The organism is Providencia alcalifaciens DSM 30120 (assembly GCF_000173415.1).
Taxonomy (GTDB): Bacteria; Pseudomonadota; Gammaproteobacteria; order Enterobacterales; family Enterobacteriaceae; genus Providencia; species Providencia alcalifaciens.
Genome location: NZ_ABXW01000018.1, coordinates 41,629 through 59,404 on the forward strand (window position 1 = coordinate 41,629; position 17,776 = coordinate 59,404).

15 protein-coding genes are annotated in these 17,776 nt (G+C 43.6%); 2 read left to right on the forward strand and 13 right to left on the reverse strand.

The features are described 5' to 3' along the window. Position 1 precedes the first annotated feature (1 nt). The 13 genes from wzyE to trxA all read right to left on the reverse strand — a co-directional run bounded on the left by wzyE (position 2) and on the right by trxA (position 14,821). The gene (gene wzyE, locus PROVALCAL_RS05780) at positions 2-1,357 is read right to left on the reverse strand and encodes an ECA oligosaccharide polymerase (protein WP_006658200.1); all 1,356 of its coding nucleotides are present in this window, start codon (positions 1,355-1,357) and stop codon (positions 2-4) included. Further along, complete coding sequence (locus PROVALCAL_RS05785; protein WP_006658201.1) at positions 1,354-2,436, reverse strand: TDP-N-acetylfucosamine:lipid II N-acetylfucosaminyltransferase; 1,083 nt, start codon at positions 2,434-2,436, stop codon at positions 1,354-1,356. Before PROVALCAL_RS05785 ends, wzyE begins: the two co-directional genes overlap by 4 nt. Then, positions 2,433-3,683 (reverse strand): lipid III flippase WzxE, encoded by a 1,251-nt coding sequence (gene wzxE / locus PROVALCAL_RS05790; protein ID WP_006658202.1) that lies wholly within the window; start codon positions 3,681-3,683, stop codon positions 2,433-2,435. The genes PROVALCAL_RS05785 and wzxE overlap by 4 nt, the downstream gene beginning before the upstream one ends. Then, positions 3,683-4,813 carry a dTDP-4-amino-4,6-dideoxygalactose transaminase gene (gene rffA, locus PROVALCAL_RS05795; protein WP_006658203.1) on the reverse strand — a complete coding sequence of 377 codons (1,131 nt, stop codon included), beginning with the start codon at positions 4,811-4,813 and terminating at the stop codon, positions 3,683-3,685. Before rffA ends, wzxE begins: the two co-directional genes overlap by 1 nt. Continuing rightward, positions 4,800-5,540, reverse strand: a complete 741-nt coding sequence (gene rffC, locus PROVALCAL_RS05800) for a dTDP-4-amino-4,6-dideoxy-D-galactose acyltransferase (protein ID WP_006658204.1) — start codon at positions 5,538-5,540, stop codon at positions 4,800-4,802. Before rffC ends, rffA begins: the two co-directional genes overlap by 14 nt. Further along, on the reverse strand, positions 5,518-6,399 hold the full coding sequence (gene rfbA / locus PROVALCAL_RS05805) for a glucose-1-phosphate thymidylyltransferase RfbA (protein WP_006658205.1): 882 nt from the start codon (positions 6,397-6,399) through the stop codon (positions 5,518-5,520). Before rfbA ends, rffC begins: the two co-directional genes overlap by 23 nt. An 8-nt stretch (positions 6,400-6,407) precedes the next feature. Next, positions 6,408-7,481, reverse strand: coding sequence for a dTDP-glucose 4,6-dehydratase (gene rffG, locus PROVALCAL_RS05810; protein ID WP_006658206.1), 1,074 nt, complete (start codon positions 7,479-7,481; stop codon positions 6,408-6,410). Next, positions 7,472-8,734: a UDP-N-acetyl-D-mannosamine dehydrogenase gene (wecC, locus tag PROVALCAL_RS05815; protein ID WP_006658207.1), complete on the reverse strand. Its 1,263-nt coding sequence runs from the start codon at positions 8,732-8,734 to the stop codon at positions 7,472-7,474. The genes rffG and wecC overlap by 10 nt, the downstream gene beginning before the upstream one ends. Then, complete coding sequence (gene wecB / locus PROVALCAL_RS05820; protein ID WP_006658208.1) at positions 8,731-9,861, reverse strand: non-hydrolyzing UDP-N-acetylglucosamine 2-epimerase; 1,131 nt, start codon at positions 9,859-9,861, stop codon at positions 8,731-8,733. Before wecB ends, wecC begins: the two co-directional genes overlap by 4 nt. Positions 9,862-9,957: 96 nt before the next feature. After that, positions 9,958-11,016, reverse strand: coding sequence for an ECA polysaccharide chain length modulation protein (wzzE, locus tag PROVALCAL_RS05825; protein WP_006658209.1), 1,059 nt, complete (start codon positions 11,014-11,016; stop codon positions 9,958-9,960). Positions 11,017-11,045: 29 nt separating this feature from the next. Then, on the reverse strand, positions 11,046-12,113 hold the full coding sequence (wecA, locus tag PROVALCAL_RS05830) for a UDP-N-acetylglucosamine--undecaprenyl-phosphate N-acetylglucosaminephosphotransferase (protein WP_006658210.1): 1,068 nt from the start codon (positions 12,111-12,113) through the stop codon (positions 11,046-11,048). Positions 12,114-12,649: 536 nt separating this feature from the next. Further along, positions 12,650-13,909, reverse strand: a complete 1,260-nt coding sequence (rho, locus tag PROVALCAL_RS05835) for a transcription termination factor Rho (protein ID WP_004915469.1) — start codon at positions 13,907-13,909, stop codon at positions 12,650-12,652. A gap of 585 nt (positions 13,910-14,494) precedes the next feature. Next, entirely contained in the window at positions 14,495-14,821 is a 327-nt protein-coding gene (gene trxA / locus PROVALCAL_RS05840; protein WP_006662353.1) for a thioredoxin TrxA, read from the reverse strand. Positions 14,822-14,938: 117 nt separating this feature from the next. Between trxA and rhlB the strand changes: the two genes are divergently transcribed. After that, positions 14,939-16,225, forward strand: coding sequence for an ATP-dependent RNA helicase RhlB (gene rhlB, locus PROVALCAL_RS05845; RefSeq protein ID WP_006658212.1), 1,287 nt, complete (start codon positions 14,939-14,941; stop codon positions 16,223-16,225). 11 nt (positions 16,226-16,236) lie between these two features. Then, positions 16,237-17,739 (forward strand): guanosine-5'-triphosphate,3'-diphosphate diphosphatase, encoded by a 1,503-nt coding sequence (gene gppA / locus PROVALCAL_RS05850; RefSeq protein WP_006658213.1) that lies wholly within the window; start codon positions 16,237-16,239, stop codon positions 17,737-17,739. Positions 17,740-17,776: the final 37 nt, after the last annotated feature.

Consider the following 17,776-nt stretch of genomic DNA (forward strand, 5'->3'; position numbering starts at 1 on the left):
TTTAACGGCTTTCCCGTTGGCCACTTTTGAAATAGGAAGTGGCTTTAATACGAATAAGACCGGCACTTTCAAATAACCAGTACAGTAATTTTGCTAACACTAAACATAGTCCGAAGACTAAACAGAAAAAGACCACGCGCGAGACAAAGGAATCAACTCCTTCACGGGCTAGGACGATCATATTGAAGATGGCACCGAAACAAAATGCCTGCATGATAGCGGCTTTATAGCGGTTAGATTCTTTCAAACTCAAACCATAAATCCAGTCAAACCATTTAATAATCAAACCAACTACGATAGCACCTAATGGGATAAACAGGACACCGCCCATCACCACCAGCGAGCCAATTAAAGTCGGAGAAATGGCTAACCCTGAATGGTTATTGAGCACTTCCCAAGTAAAATAGTTAGCCGAATTTAATACGGTATCTGGACGTTCTGGCCATACCCATGATGGAATAAACACATAGAAATCACGGATAATCGGCGCTAAGCCTTGGAAATCCATTTGGTCATAGTAACTGAGCAGTAACCCGAGGTTTTCCCACGGAGAGAACGTATCGCGGGTTAGATACAAGAAAGTGTAAAATGCCTCCGCACCGCTCACATCAAGACCGTAACGCTTGAGAGCTAACCAGAACATTCCAACAATACTCGCCACACCCGCTGCTGCCAGCATCCAAAGTGTAATCCAACCGCGAACAATCCCAATAAATAAAAACAGCGCAAAAGCCAAAATAATATTCGCGCGCGTTCCACCGACGATCACATAGGTTAAAAAACCAAATGACACGGTACTGACGAGGAAGAAAATCCAGCGTTTTTGCGTTGGCTTCAGGAAGTAAACAATCAGCATGGCGGGGATAAAGAAATAGAAGAAACGCTTCAACGCCACGCCGGATACCTGACTCGAGAATATCTGACTATAAGACTTCAACTTAAACAGTAAGAAGCCATTGTCCATGAAGAAAATGCCCACGGTTACCACAGCAACTGCGATTAACAATAAGCAAGTTAAGTTGGTTTCCACTTTATTCATGCTAAATACCGCACGACGCTGAACATCAACGCGCTTCGTTAAGCGGGTTTTGTACGTCACATAGTAAATAGCATAGAAGCTTGTTGACGCTAGCATGGCATACATCAGGTAATCTGCGGGAACTATCGCCACATCAAACTGGAAAACCAATGCACATGTCAGAGGAAAGCCGAAATAAAATGTCAATAAATACAACAAAGTAAAGAAAATATTAAAATTAAAGCGCACACGAAGAAACTCTTTGTACATCAGTGTGCCAATAAAAATAATGGAGATCAGGTAGATCAGTGATAATCCCCCCAATTCAAGCAATGTCATACTTTCGCCTCCGCAATGCTGAGGATCTGTTTCCAGCCATCAGTAAAGTTAGGTGCAAAGAATTCAATATCTTGCTTATTAAGGGTCTTCATTTGACGCTGAGCTTCATCCACTAACGGTAGTGTGAGCTTGTCACCATAGAAAAAGACCGGGACATTCTGTGCCGTTAAATCTTGCCAGAAGGTATTTTGACGGCTAATGACGAAAGGAATAGAGAACTGGATAAGCAAACAAACCGTTCCAACCCCTTGTTGGCGATTAAAAATAAAGTAGCCAAGGTCGCAGGTTTTCAGCAAATTCAGGTAATCATCGAACGCCATACGTTCTTTAAGAATATCCACCTGCCCCTGAGGGAATTCACTTTGTGCTGCTTGTTCGACTTCCGCAATATAGTTTTGGTTATTGGCAGGGTAGCCCATTGGCACTATCACCTTAACGTTATCACCAAACTGCTGTTTAATCGCACCCAGTGCTTCCACATGACGATTAGAACGATCCCCCGAGTTACCAAGCAATATCGTTAATTGCTCGCTCTCACGAGGCTCTCGTTCACTTAATGTCAACGCAGGGTCCATACGTGTTGGGAAATAGAGCACCGACGATTGCACATTCGGATTCGACTGATGAAAATAAGACAGGTCTCCCCGAGTGGCACACACATGCCCTACTTTCTTTTGCGCCAAGCGACGTAAAATATAAAATAGCTTAAATTTCAGTGAACTAGACTCTTCATATAAGTCTGCTCCCCAAATATGCCACCAAAATTGATGGGATTTTATCTTACCAAAGAGCAGCGCTAACCAGATTGGCGCATTAAATTGCCCATGGAAGAAAAAGCGCGTGCGGCGCTCTGCTTTAGCGCGACGAATAACACTATCGGCAATCGATTTTTTGCTGTCAAAAACTTCAATTTCGAGCTTTGGATAGGCAGCAGCTAGCTGCGCATCTTGGCTCACCACCATAAAATGCGGCTTTTGAGATGGTGCCATTTCTTGGCAAATAACGTCATTAAAAAACGTTAAAACCGTCTGATTATGATGCGGGAGGTCAGATCCCAGTACATGTATTAAGGTTGTCATGCTCGCCTACGGTAGATCAAAAATACGCAACAACAGAGAGTAAAATATACGATATACGTTGCCATATAGGCTTGTGTTGCCCCGACTGCGCCATGTTCAGGAATAAACCAATGGGCAAAACCTGTTAACAGAACAAATTGGCTAACTTCCGTGAGAACATAAAAGCGCAATGCCGCTTTCGCGATGACTAAATAACCAAAAACGTAAGCACCCACTTTCAATACATCGCCGACCAGCTGCCAAGCAAACAGGTCTCTCATCCCTGTAAACTCTTTTGAAAATAGCAACCAAATCGCAAAATCACGCAGTAACCATACCGTAAAGCTCACGGCAGCGACCGCAGGTAAAACAAACTTCAGCGCCTTAATAATTTCGGCAGAAATTTCATTTTTATGCTGTAAACGCGACAACGTTGGCAATAAATACACTGAAAACGTTGCGGTGATGAATTGTAGATAAGCGTCCGAAATGGTTGTCACACCCGTCCATAATCCAACTTCATCCCAACTATAGGTTTGTGCCAATAAGTTTCGCATCATGATATAGGCAACAGGCAGTGTGATTGCCGTTAACATTGCCATGATGGTGAACTTACCGAGATTGGTGGCTATCGCTTTGTCCCATGCAGGCTTTAAGGATGACAACGCAAATTGCTTACGTCGTATAATCAGACCTGCGGCGGGCAACACCACCAATGCGGGAACCAATGCAAGCCCCGCCAACGCACCGTCATACCCTCCCATGAGATAGCATAAATAATAGGCGACTACACCGATTATGCTACCAAAAATGATGGCCGTCGCATTCCCAGCTGCATCTCGGTAACCCTTTAAAATCGCCAAAAAATAGTTCGCATATGCGATACCCATCTGAATTAAGGCGACCATACGGATCACTGAGCTATATTGCTCAGTATCAAATAACGCGGCACTAATAGGCGCGCTGCATAACAAAAAGACAATGGCCAGTAACGTCGAGAACCCAAGAATAATCGTTGAAGACGTTCCCAGCACGGCTCGTAATTTTTGAGGATCTTGATGGTGCTCTGCCACATATTTTGTGACGCCATTGAAGATCCCTGCGCCAGATAAAACACCTAGCACGGTAATTAATTGACGAAAATTTCCCGCCAGCCCAACACCGCTAGGGCCAAATGAGACTGCAAATAATTTCACGATCAACAGGCCCACCCCGATTTTAATCAGGGTAGACCCAGCAGTCCAAACCGATGCTTTAGCTAATGACATTAGGCAAAGAACGCTTTAATTCGCTCAATGACCACTTGCTGCTCGTCATCTGTCATGTTGTAGAACATCGGCAGACGCACTAAACGGTCACTTTCAACCGTGGTGTATTTATCTTCACCGTGGAAATAACCAAACTCCATTCCAGCTGGGCTGGTGTGCAGTGGCACGTAATGGAAAACAGTTAAAATACCGTGAGATTTCATATAGTCATTAAACGCTGTACGCTCTTCCACATTTTTCAGTTTGATATAGAACATATGCGCGTTATGTTTCAAACCGTCTGGTACAGTTGCTAATACTAAACGACCCGCAGTAACCAGAGGTTGTAACGCTTGATAATAGCGATCCCACAGTAATAAACGACGTTCATTAATTTTGTCTGCTTCTTCTAACTGAGCCCATAAATAAGCCGCTTGTAAGTCGGAAAGCAGATAACTTGAACCGATGTCACGCCATGTATATTTGTCAACTTGACCACGGAAGAATTGGCTACGGTTAGTACCTTTTTCGCGGATCACTTCTGCACGGTTAATCAACGCTTTATCATTGATTAACGTTGCTCCACCTTCACCACCTGAAGAGTAGTTTTTGGTTTCATGGAAGCTGTAGCAACCAATGTGACCGATGGTTCCCAATGCTTTGCCTTTGTAAGTCGACATCACACCTTGCGCAGCATCTTCAATCACAAATAAGTTGTGTTTTTTCGCAATCGCCATGATGGTGTCCATTTCACAAGCCACGCCTGCGTAGTGAACAGGAACAATTGCACGTGTACGATCAGTAATTGCAGCTTCAATTTTGGTTTCATCGATATTCATGGTATCTGGACGAATATCCACGAACACAATTTTAGCGCCACGTAACACGAATGCGTTAGAGGTCGATACGAAGGTAAAGCTCGGCATGATGACTTCATCGCCCGGCTTAATATCAATCAGGATCGCGGCCATTTCTAATGAAGCGGTGCAAGACGGCGTTAACTGGACTTTCGGACAGTTAAAACGTTTCTCCATCCACTCTTCACAACGTTTAGTGAAACCACCATCACCGCACAGTTTGCCACTTGCCATAGCCTGCTTCATATACTCAACTTCAGTGCCTACAACGGGTGGTTTATTAAATGGAATCATGTTGTCCCCTGTATAACCAATATGCTGTGCTGGCAATCGCCGCACCGCTGCGTGAATAAAGATTTAACGCCGCAACATTACTCATTTGCGTGGCAACATTTAACTGTCTTTTTTGGTGTTGCACACACCATTGATAAGCCGCTGACATTAATTTCCGACCGATACCGCGCCCTGTTGCATTTGGTATTGCCGCTAACAACCCAATTCGCGCTGTATCAGCATCAAGACTACGTAGGCTAACGAAACCTAAAATATCACCTGCTTGATCTCTAAGGAGTAAACAGGTGTGGTCAAATGTCCCAAGAACCGCTTTTTCTATCCATAATGCATAAAACCGACCGCTATCCCCTTCTCGATACCAAGGCGTACGAAAGCGGCTGTTACTAAACACAGCTGCCGCGGTGTCGCGCAGAAAAACAATATCCCCTGTTTGTGCGACAACCACATTATCCGTCTCTGATAACGCTGTGTTTAGATAAGCATTTTCTGTGCCAACCGTTAACGCAAAATCGATTTCACCTTCAACAAAACTGAATCCCATACTGGCAAGATTATCAATTCTCGCAGTCTCAGATGCCGCAACTTTCGCTTGCACAATTTCAAACTTATCCAGTTGATAAGCTAAGATAATTTGCGCATCTGTTGCGGCGAAATTCAGTTTCGCCGTAGAACGTTTAAAAAAATCAGATTCCCAATCTAAGGGATCAATATTGGCGCGGACGGACACGAAGTAAGTCCTCTAAGTATTTGCCATAACCTGTTTTATTCAGGCGAGCGGCGGCGTCTTTAACTTGGTCATCAGATAACCAGCCATTGCGCCATGCAATCTCTTCTAAACAAGCCACTTTGAAACCTTGGCGTTTTTCCACAGTTTGAACAAATGTTCCTGCTTCAATCAAGCTGTCATGGGTACCCGTATCTAACCAAGCAAACCCACGACCGAGTAGCTCAACGCTGAGTTCACCACGTTCCAAATACATTTGGTTGATAGACGTAATTTCTAATTCACCACGTTCAGAAGGTTTTACTTGTTTAGCAAAATCAACCACTTGATTATCATAGAAATATAAACCCGTCACCGCCCAATTAGATTTTGGCTGCTTTGGCTTTTCTTCAATAGACAACGCTTTAAAGTTGTCATCGAATTCCACGACACCAAAACGTTCTGGATCCATCACTTGGTAACCAAAGACCGTCGCACCTTTTTGACGCGCAGCAACTGACATTAATTTAGGGCTAAATGAATGACCAAAGAAAATGTTATCGCCAAGCACTAAACAACAGGAATCCCCATTGATAAACTCTTCACCAATGATGAATGCTTGCGCGAGCCCATCTGGAGATGGCTGCTCTGCATAACTCAGTTCAATACCAAATTCATGACCATCACCCAATAAACGCTGGAACATCGGCAAATCATCGGGCGTCGAAATGACCAAAATTTCACGGATCCCTGCCAGCATTAATACCGACAGCGGATAATAAATCATTGGCTTATCATAGATAGGCAGCAGCTGTTTTGAGATACCGCGTGTAATCGGATGTAGACGCGTTCCCGAACCACCAGCCAGAATAATACCTTTCATGCTTCCTCCTAGCTACCTAAGCCCAGACGCTCGCCTGCATAGGAGCCATCTTGCACACGACGCCACCATGTTTCGTTGTTTAAATACCACAGTACCGTTTTACGGATACCAGATTCAAACGTTTCTTCAGGTGTCCAGCCTAATTCACGCTGGATTTTATCGGCGTCAATGGCATAACGCATATCGTGACCAGGGCGGTCTTTCACATACGTAATTAAATCACGGTAATGCGTCACACCTTGAGGTTTCTGCGGATGCAACTCTTCGAGTAATTCACAAATTGTTTCAACAACTTGGATATTACGGCGTTCGTTGTGCCCACCAATATTGTACGTTGAGCCCGGTTGCGCTTGAGTGGCAACTAAATGCAGTGCTCGAGCATGATCTTCCACAAACAGCCAGTCGCGAATTTGTTCGCCCTTGCCATACACTGGGAGTGGCTTACCAGAAATCGCGTTCAAAATAATCAATGGGATCAACTTCTCTGGGAAGTGATACGGACCATAGTTGTTCGAGCAGTTAGTGATCATGGTGGGTAAGCCATATGTTCTTTGCCATGCTCGGACTAAATGGTCGCTCGATGCTTTTGACGCTGAATATGGGCTACTTGGCGCATAAGGTGTTGTTTCTGTGAAGAAACCTTCTGGCCCGTCCAAATCCCCATACACTTCATCAGTTGAAATGTGGTGGAAACGAAAAGCCGCTTTTTGGCTCTCTTCAAGTGCAGACCAATAATGGCGTGCTGCTTCTAACAGTGTATAAGTACCCACAATGTTAGTTTCGATGAATGCCGCAGGACCATCAATAGAACGGTCAACATGGCTTTCTGCGGCTAAGTGCATCACCACATCTGGTTTGTGCTCAGCAAACACTTTATCCAGTGCTGTGCGGTCACAAATGTTTACTTGTTCAAAGGCATAGCGTTCGCTATTAGCAACTCCCGCTAATGACTCTAAATTGCCCGCATAAGTCAAGCAATCAACCACAATGGCATGGTCTTGTGTATTCTCAATCACGTGGCGAACAACGGCGGAGCCGATAAAACCGGCACCACCTGTAATTAAAATGCGTTTCAACGCCATACTCCTTTTGTATCCACAACCCATTTTTGAGGGATAGCAGAACCTTGGATACCTTTAAACAGGTTATGGTCAACCAACATTAGGATCACATCAGCTTCGCTAACCGCTTTTTCAATTGAAACCAGTTCAGCAATGCCTTTCAGCGCTGTTGGTAACTCATCAATGTGCGGTTCAACTGCAAAAGTCTTACCTGGGTTCCAATTAGCAACCATCTTAGTGATGTGCATTGCAGGGCTTTCACGCAGGTCATCGATATTTGGTTTAAATGCCAAACCAAAGCAGGCGATTTTGATTTCGCTCGCTTTTTTACCTGTTTCCGCTAAGCAGTCTGCGACAGCTGCTTTCACTTGATCCACCACCCAAATTGGTTTGCCATCGTTAACTAAACGCGCAGTGTGGATTAAACGAGATTGTTTTGGACTTTGCGCCACGATAAACCATGGGTCAACTGCGATGCAGTGACCACCCACGCCAGGACCTGGTTGCAGAATGTTCACGCGAGGATGACGGTTCGCTAAGCTGATCAGTTCCCAGACATTGATATCTTGTTCTGCGCAAATCAGAGATAATTCGTTAGCAAATGCGATATTCACATCACGGAAGCTGTTTTCCGTTAGCTTACACATTTCAGCCGTTCTTGAGTTAGTGATTACACACTCACCTTCTAAGAAGATATTGTACAGCTCGCTCGCTCGCAGAGATGATTTAGGCGTCATACCGCCGACAACACGGTCGTTTTTGATCAGCTCAACCATCACTTGACCTGGCAGTACACGCTCTGGGCAGTAAGCCACATCGATATCAGCCTGTTCACCTGCTTGGTGAGGGAAAGTTAAATCAGGACGTGCATCCGCTAACCACTGGGCCATCTGCTCGGTAGTCCCTACTGGAGAGGTTGACTCAAGGATCACTAAGTCGCCTTTCTTCAGGACTGGCGCGATAGACTCAGCTGCCGCTTTCACGTACACCAAATCAGGCTCGTGTTCACCTTTGAATGGTGTCGGAACGGCAATCAGGAATGCGTCTGCAGGTTGTGGCTTAGTGAAGGCTTTTAAGTGACCTTCTTCAACCGCTTTTTTCACCACTACGTCCAGCTCAGGTTCCACAATATGGATTTTACCTTGATTGATAGTGTCAACCGCATGCTGGTTAACATCTACGCCGACAACCTGCTTCTTACGAGATGCGAAGGCTGCCGCTGTTGGTAAACCGATATAACCAAGGCCGATAACAGAAATAGTTTCAAAACTCATAATTTCACCTGATTGCTTTTTAATGCTGCAAGAATACGCTGACAAGCATGACCATCACCATAAGGGTTATGTGCGCGGCTCATTTCGTGATATTCCGCTTCATCTGTCAGTAACCGATTAACTTCATTTACAATGGTTTGTGTATCTGTACCCACTAAACGAACTGTCCCTGCATCAACAGCTTCAGGGCGTTCGGTGGTATCTCTCATAACTAAAACAGGTTTGCCTAAAGATGGCGCCTCTTCTTGAATACCGCCGGAATCCGTTAAAATCAGATACGCGTGGTTCATCAAATAGACGAACGGTAGATATTCCTGAGGACTAATTAAGATAATATTATCAATGCCATGCAGAATTCGTTTTACTGGTTCACTCACATTTGGGTTCAAGTGAACAGGGTAAACCACTTGAACATCAGGATGCGCTTGAGCGATATCCGCTAAGGCATGGCAAATACGCTCAAAACCACCACCAAAGCTTTCACGACGGTGACCCGTTACAAGGAGCATTTTTTTATTTGGGTCGATAAATGGGTAATTTCCGGCTAATTCGGCCATCATATTTTGGTTACCCATCACCTTCTCTTTCACCCACAACAGCGCATCAATGACTGTATTGCCAGTCACAGAAATATGGCTATCGGGAATAGATTCGTTGAGTAAGTTTTGGCGCGAGTTTTCTGTCGGCGCGAAATGGTACTGAGCAAGGTGCCCCGCAATTTTACGGTTACCTTCTTCTGGCCATGGCGAATAGAGGTTTCCTGTGCGCAGTCCAGCCTCAACATGCCCTACAGGGATGCGATGATAGAATGCCGCAAGGCTAGTTGCCATCGTCGTTGCAGTATCGCCATGAACAAGGACAACATCGGGTTGGAAATCTGCAAATACTGCCTTTAATCCTTCCAAAATACGGCAAGTAATGTCGGTTAAATCCTGACCTGGTTTCATAATATTGAGATCGTAATCGGGAGTGATCTCAAATAAGTTCAGTACTTGATCTAGCATTTCACGGTGCTGAGCGGTAACACACACTTTCGCTTCAAAATCTGCATCATCAGCAAGTGCATGAACCAATGGAGCCATTTTAATAGCTTCAGGTCGTGTGCCGAATACAGTCAATACTTTCACAGTGACTCTCTTATATTTTCTTCGCAGTTTACTGCTTTATTTAGTTTTAATGATGCAATCTCGCCACCGACCTTTCCGTCAGTGGCGAGTAAGACATTACGATGGGCGACGGCGAGACAGTACCACTCCGGCACCTACTAACACACCAATTGCACCCCACAGAACCGCAATGAATGCTCTGCGCGGACTATCGCGTTTGATTGGATCTTCAGGAGTTCGCAGATAACGATACGCGTGAAAATTATCTTGAAGAGCTGGACCAACATCTAGTGTCGCTAGCATCGCAACATTTTGGTCATAATCCGTATCAAAATCAGGACCTGTTGCTTTTAAAGTCTCGATTTGAGCTTGCAGTAATGGAACCCCTAACATGAACATTTTTGAGTCAGGAATTTCATCTACTGGCGCAGTCGTTTGATTACGAGAGATACCTTGTTTTTCAGCAACTTTAAGTGCTTGCTCAAGGCTGTTTAGACGACGATCATACGCTGCATTTGCCACCATGGCTTCACGCTTGACCAACGCTTTCATAGATTGGGTTTTTGTTGCCCAAGCCCCTTCCAACTCATCATTCAGGTTGGTGGTTGCACGTTGATTAGCAAACTCAATATATTCGCGTAATAGCTGATTAGAATCAGTCGCTGTTTCAGCCACTAACTTCACACTATCTGTTGGGTTTTTGAGTGCATCTGCCGGTGTATACTCAATGTTGTTGATCAATTCATCCAACAAGGCAGCATCTGCTTTCGGGTCATTTTCCAAACGTTGCTTATAATACTCAGTACCTAACCAAAACTGGCGACGAGTATCGTAAGAGCCTAATTGTTTGGTAAATTCTTCATAAGCTTCTTTCGCAATGGTGGGTAACTGTCCTTCTTGCCCTACGACATTAATGCGAGAATCAAGGTTGCGCAGAAACTGTTGCTGAGAATAATAACTTCCCAGATTGTTCACAGTTGGTAGATCCGTGATAGCCGTTGTACTCCACTTCGGCTGCATAAAATAGGATGCTCCCAGTGCAATCGCAGCAAAAATCACTGCACATGCGACGATCCAAATTTTACCCTGCCATAATGAACGGCATAAATCACGAATATCTAACTCCGCTTCAATCGGAGTTTGATGCTGACTAGGTTGTGTTTCTGAGTTATTCACTGCACAGAACCTCTATAGTTCGTTTGTCTTTACCGGACCGCACTCTTACGCGCACGACGTCTAATTCGTTTGATAAAACGGGCGACTTTCCATGCTCGTTTGATGCAGTAACCATACATCATAAATACAAGCAAAAATAATGCCAACATTACCCATTCTGGGATGAATGATATGCGTTCGCCAAGAATACCAATGCACGCAAGTATTGCCGCAGCCAATGTGATGATTACAAATGCCCCTTTCGGGGTAAATCCTGAACGCATAATCAAGTGATGAATATGCTGACGATCCGGTGAAAATGGACTCATCCCTTTACGAATACGGCGGTACATAATTGCCACCATATCCATAAGCGGAATAGCAATAATCCATAATGCAGTCACAGGATTAATTGGATGAACATCTTCTTGCGTCGATGCAACCAAGATCCAAATAATGGTGAAACCAATCAAAGTACTTCCCGCATCGCCCATGAACACTTTAAATCGACGACCTAAAACACCTAGGTTCAGCAGGATATAAGGAAGAATAGCCGCTATAAACGCAAAACACCAAAACGCTAACGCGTAGTTACCATTTTGATACAGTAAGAAACCTAAAGCACCGAAAGAGACCGAAGACAGGCCGCCTAACAGACCATCAATACCATCAACCATGTTGAAAGCATTGATTGCAGCCCAAACAGCAAATAGGGTCACAATGTAACCAAATGGTCCAAGCACCAGTTCCCAAGGACCGAATGCATGCCCCAGTGACTCTAATGAGAGCCCGCCTGCCGTCATCATCACGACAGCAACAATAGCCTGAACGCCAGCGCGTAATTTCACGCTAATGTCGAATCTATCATCCAGTGCACCAACGAACACTAAGAGCCCAGCACAAGCGATATATAACCACTTATGGGGAATGTATTCTTCCGTGATCATAAACGAGAAGCAAACGCCAAAGAAAACAGAGATCCCTCCAACGAGAGGTACCAATCCTACGTGTTTCTTCCTGAAATTCGGTTTATCAACCAAGCCAATTTTTTTTGCCACAATACGTGCGACAAAAATAAAAGCTAAGGTAAACAAAAAGACATAGAAGAGATTACTCATAAAGTGTGTGCTATCCACTGTTCTACTCTCTTATATTTCTATCTAACTTTTAAACACTAACAATCTGGGTTGCTGTGATAAAGTACCGCGCCAACATAGTATCCGAGCAAAAAAATCGTACACTAAAACAGAATCATTCTTTTTTTGATATGCACAAAACATGCCGAAAAGTACAATAAGGCGTAAATAGTTTTGCGTTACAAACTTACCTTAACGATTTTATCCTTTAACATTGCAAGATGCATGCCATAAAAAACAATCTCAACCTGATTAGTCGACTTTTACCATCAATTTTTATCTAACCGAGTAAATATCAGTCATTGAGTAAATTTAAGTATAAAAATTAATCTAGAAAATACCATCTTCTTATGAATAATCTAGCATCCGTTTATTATTTCATTTTACTCATGAATAAAGTAATTTGTGCTCATATTGTTAAATAATAAAGACTATTATTTTATGAGCGTTCATAACATACGGATAAAAAAATAGGCGCCCTATTAGAGCGCCTATTTCTATACTTATAATCCTAACGATTATGCTCTTTTCATGAAGTCAAAGAACTCTTCGTTAGTTTTTGTCATTGCTAATTTGCTGATAAGGAATTCCATCGCATCGATTTCGCCCATTGGGTGAATAATCTTGCGTAGAATCCACATTTTTTGCAGCTCATCTTGGGAAGTGAGCAGCTCTTCTTTACGTGTACCTGAACGATTGTAATCAATTGCAGGGAAGACGCGTTTTTCAGCAATTTTACGAGACAGGTGTAATTCCATGTTACCTGTTCCTTTAAATTCTTCGTAGATAACTTCATCCATTTTCGAGCCAGTATCAACCAGCGCGGTTGCGATGATAGTTAAACTACCGCCTTCCTCAACGTTACGAGCAGCACCGAAGAAACGTTTCGGACGATGTAATGCGTTTGCGTCCACACCCCCCGTCAGAACTTTACCTGATGAAGGCACAACGGTGTTGTATGCACGAGCAAGACGAGTAATGGAATCCAGTAAGATGATAACGTCTTTTTTATGTTCAACTAGACGTTTCGCTTTCTCGATAACCATCTCAGCAACTTGAACGTGGCGTGCAGCTGGCTCATCAAATGTTGAAGCAATCACTTCACCTTTAACAAGGCGTTGCATCTCGGTAACTTCTTCCGGACGCTCATCGATCAGCAGAACCATCAATACACAATCAGGATAGTTGTGAGCAATGTTAGCCGCAATATTTTGCAGTAACATTGTTTTACCCGCTTTCGGTGGTGCAACGATCAGACCACGTTGTCCACGACCGATTGGTGCGGCTAAATCTAATACACGAGCGGTTAAATCTTCAGTAGAACCATTACCACGTTCCATGCGCAGACGATTATTAGCATGTAACGGAGTTAAGTTTTCAAAAAGGATTTTGCTGCGGGCGTTTTCAGGTTTGTCGAAGTTAACTTCGTTAACTTTTAAGAGGGCAAAGTAACGTTCACCTTCTTTCGGGGGACGGATTTTACCTGAAATGGTATCGCCTGTGCGTAGGTTAAAACGGCGAATTTGACTAGGAGAAACATAGATATCATCAGGACCTGCGAGGTAAGAACTGTCTGCTGAACGGAGGAAACCAAATCCATCCTGCAATATTTCCAGTACGCCATCGCCGAAAATATCTTCTCCACTTTTAGCATGCTGCTTCAAAATCGAGAAAATAATATCCTGCTTTCTCATACGGGCTAAGTTCTCTAGCCCCATGTTTTCGCCTAACGTAATCAGTTCTGATACTGGCGTATTTTTTAATTCGGTAAGATTCATAATGGTGGGTTCTTTAACTCGGGGTATTTCTCGAACTATGAACGTAAATTGGAGGCAACTTTTATAGTGAACCTATGAAGTATAGTGAACCTATGAAGTGCCAGTTTAACTTTATAGTGCCCTGTTGATAGATATGGATTCATAACCAACAACAATGCATTAAAATCTGTGCTAGCTACAACTAATATTGCTGTGAAGGTGCTGTGACTAACGAAAGCGTTATTATCATCGAGATGATATGCTGCATATTATTAGAAACGTAATCAATATTAGCAATAGTTTTTTATACATTTTAGGACAACATCTTATCCCTAATACAGACCATTTACCTTATTCAAGACTTAAGTCACAGTGATACAACCATGGATTTATCAACTTTAGATTAGTCATAAGTCACGCTAAAATTGTCACTGAACAGAACTGTAAGCTAGACGGTTAAGAAAAGAGCAAAGGAAAATAAGGTAAATCTTATGGGTACTCTATGAGGAATGCGGATAACTTATCATGCTTAAATGGGGACGTCTAGCGGCTCTCTATATAAAATAAATGCGCCGCTAAACGTTTTGGCTTATATAAAGCTATAACTTACAGATTTTCGTCTAGAAATTCTTTCAGTTGAGTTTTAGATAATGCGCCAACTTTAGTTGCTGCTACACTACCGTTTTTGAATAATAGAAGTGTAGGAATACCACGAATACCAAATTTTGGTGCCGTTGCTGGATTATTATCAATATTCAGTTTTGCGATGGTCACTTTGCCTGTATATTCTTCAGCAACTTCATCCAAAATAGGTGCGATCATTTTACAAGGACCACACCATTCTGCCCAGAAGTCTACCAGAATTGGTGAATTTGCATTTAGAACGTCTGATTCAAAACTCGCATCAGTAATATGTTTAATTTTGTCGCTCATGTTGTACTCCAAAGGATCATTTTTACAGACATAGTGTAACATTAATTGGCGGCAGTATGCTTTATTTCAAAAGATACACTTTCGTAAACCAACCGATAACTGATATTCTAACATACTATGAGTAAAGCACACTTGACAGAAAAGAAGTTTTCCGACTTCGCATTGCACCCAAAAGTCATTGAAGCACTTAACAAAAAAGGCTTCAACTTTTGCACGCCTATTCAGGCGTCTACCCTGCCTTATACTGTCGAAGGCAAAGATGTTGCGGGGCAAGCGCAAACAGGTACAGGTAAAACGTTAGCATTTCTAACGTCTACATTTCATTTTCTCTTAACTCACCCAGCTATTGAAGGGAAAAAAACCAATCAGCCACGTGCGCTGATCATGGCTCCTACTCGCGAATTAGCGGTGCAGATTTATTCCGACGCGAAAGAATTAGCAGAGTACACCGGTTTAAAAATGGGTCTAGCCTATGGTGGTGATGGCTACGACGAACAATTACGCGTATTACAAGACGGCGTTGATATTCTCATCGGAACAACAGGTCGTCTGATTGATTATGCCAAACAAGGCCACGTTGATTTAGCGGCTATCCAAGTTATTGTATTGGATGAAGCGGACCGTATGTATGACCTTGGTTTTATTAAAGATATTCGTTGGTTATTCCGTCGCATGCCTAGCGCAACGGATAGACTAAATTTACTGTTCTCCGCAACACTCTCTTACCGCGTGAGAGAATTAGCATTCGAACAAATGAACAGTCCAGAATATATCGAAGTTGAACCGCTGCAAAAAACAGGTCACCGCATTAAAGAAGAACTGTTTTATCCATCCAATGAAGAAAAAATGCGTCTGCTGCAAACGCTGCTTGAAGAAGAGTGGCCTGAGCGCTGTATTATTTTCGCAAATACCAAGCATCGTTGTGATGATATTTGGGCTCACCTTGCTGCCGACGGTCACCGTGTAGGATTACTCACAGGTGATGTCGCACAGAAAAAACGCCTGCGTATTTTAGAACAGTTCACCCAAGGTCAGATTGATATCTTGGTTGCGACTGACGTTGCCGCTCGCGGACTACACATTCCATCAGTAACTCATGTCTTTAACTATGATTTACCTGACGATTGTGAAGACTATGTACACCGCATCGGACGTACTGGTCGTGCAGGTGAAAGCGGAAACTCCATCAGCTTAGCTTGTGAAGAATACGCACTGAATTTACCTGCAATTGAAGAATATATTCAGCACTCCATCCCTGTCAGTAAATACAACAGTGATGCACTCCTGAGCGACCTACCGGCACCGAAACGCCGCCATCGTCCGCGCCCAAGTGGTCCACGCCGCAATTCAAATGCACCGCGTCGCCATAATGGTCCACGTAATAACCATAAACGTGCAGGCTGAGTAAATACCCTATGCTGAAATCTTCTTCTCTGTATGCTGCTATCGATTTGGGTTCCAACAGCTTTCATATGCTGGTTGTTCGTGAAACCGCCGGTAGCATTCAGATTATTTCTCGGGTTAAACGAAAAGTTCGTCTGGCTGCTGGCTTAGATAAAAATAATATTTTATCTGAGCAAGCCATGGAGCGAGGCTGGCAATGCCTGCGCCTTTTTTCTGAACATCTGCAAGATATTCCTAACTCGCAAATTCGAGTTGTAGCAACCGCAACGTTACGCCTTGCTAAAAATGCCGATGTTTTTATTGAAAAAGCTAGCCAAATCCTCGGTAATCCCGTGAGAGTCATCCAAGGAGAAGAAGAAGCTCGCTTGATTTATCAAGGCGTCGCCCACACGACTGGGGGACCAGAACAACGCTTAGTGGTTGATATTGGCGGCGGTAGCACTGAACTTGTCACCGGCACAGGCGCCAAAGCACAGTTGCTCTATAGCCTTGAGATGGGTTGCGTCACTTGGCTTGAACGTTATTTCAGCGATAGAACGCTGACAGAAGAAAATTTTGCTCAAGCAGAAGCGGCGGCTCAACACGTTGTTGCGCCTATCGCAGATGCGCTTAAAAATCACGGTTGGAAAATTTGCGTCGGCGCATCAGGTACGGTACAAGCAATTCAGGAAATTATGATTGCCCAAGGAATGGATGAACTCATCACCCTCGGGAAATTACAGCAGCTGAAACACAAAGCTATCCAATGTCATAAGTTGGAAGAGCTTGAAATCGAAGGGCTCACTTTTGAACGCGCCCTCGTTTTTCCAAGCGGTTTATCTATTTTGATCGCTATTTTCAAAGCCCTAAATATCGAGAATATGACGCTAGCCGGTGGTGCTCTTCGTGAAGGGCTAGTATATGGCATGCTTGAACTGCCTATTGAGCAAGATATTCGTGCTCGCACACTGCGCAACATTCAACGCCGCTTCCTTGTTGATATCGAGCAAGCTGGTCGAGTACGCCAGCTCGCTGAACACTTTTATCTTCAGGTTGCCAAAGAGTGGGAATTAGATAGCCGTTGCCGCGATTTATTATCCAGCGCTTGTGCATTACATGAAATCGGGCTGAGTGTTGATTTCCGTAAAGGTCCTGAGCATGCGAGTTATTTGATTACTCATCTTGATCTTCCGGGCTTCACCCCTGCGCAAAAACGCTTTCTTGCTGTTCTTCTCAAAAACCAGCAAGGTCAAATTGACCTTTCATCTTTGAGTCAACAAAACGCACTCCCAATTCAGCAAACCTATGCATTGTGTCGTTTATTACGCTTAGCCATTATTTTTGCGAGCCGTAGGCGAGACGATACATTACCAGCATTGCGCCTGAATGCGGACGGTCAAAATTTAACAATTGCTCTGCCATATCGCTGGCTTGCTGAACATCCTCTACGTGCAGAAAATTTACAGCAAGAAGTTCAATGGCAAGGGTATGTAAATTGGCAATTAGCACTAGAAGAACGCAATAGCTCCAATTGATAACACGATGTTCCCACCAGCTCGTGGGAACATACCC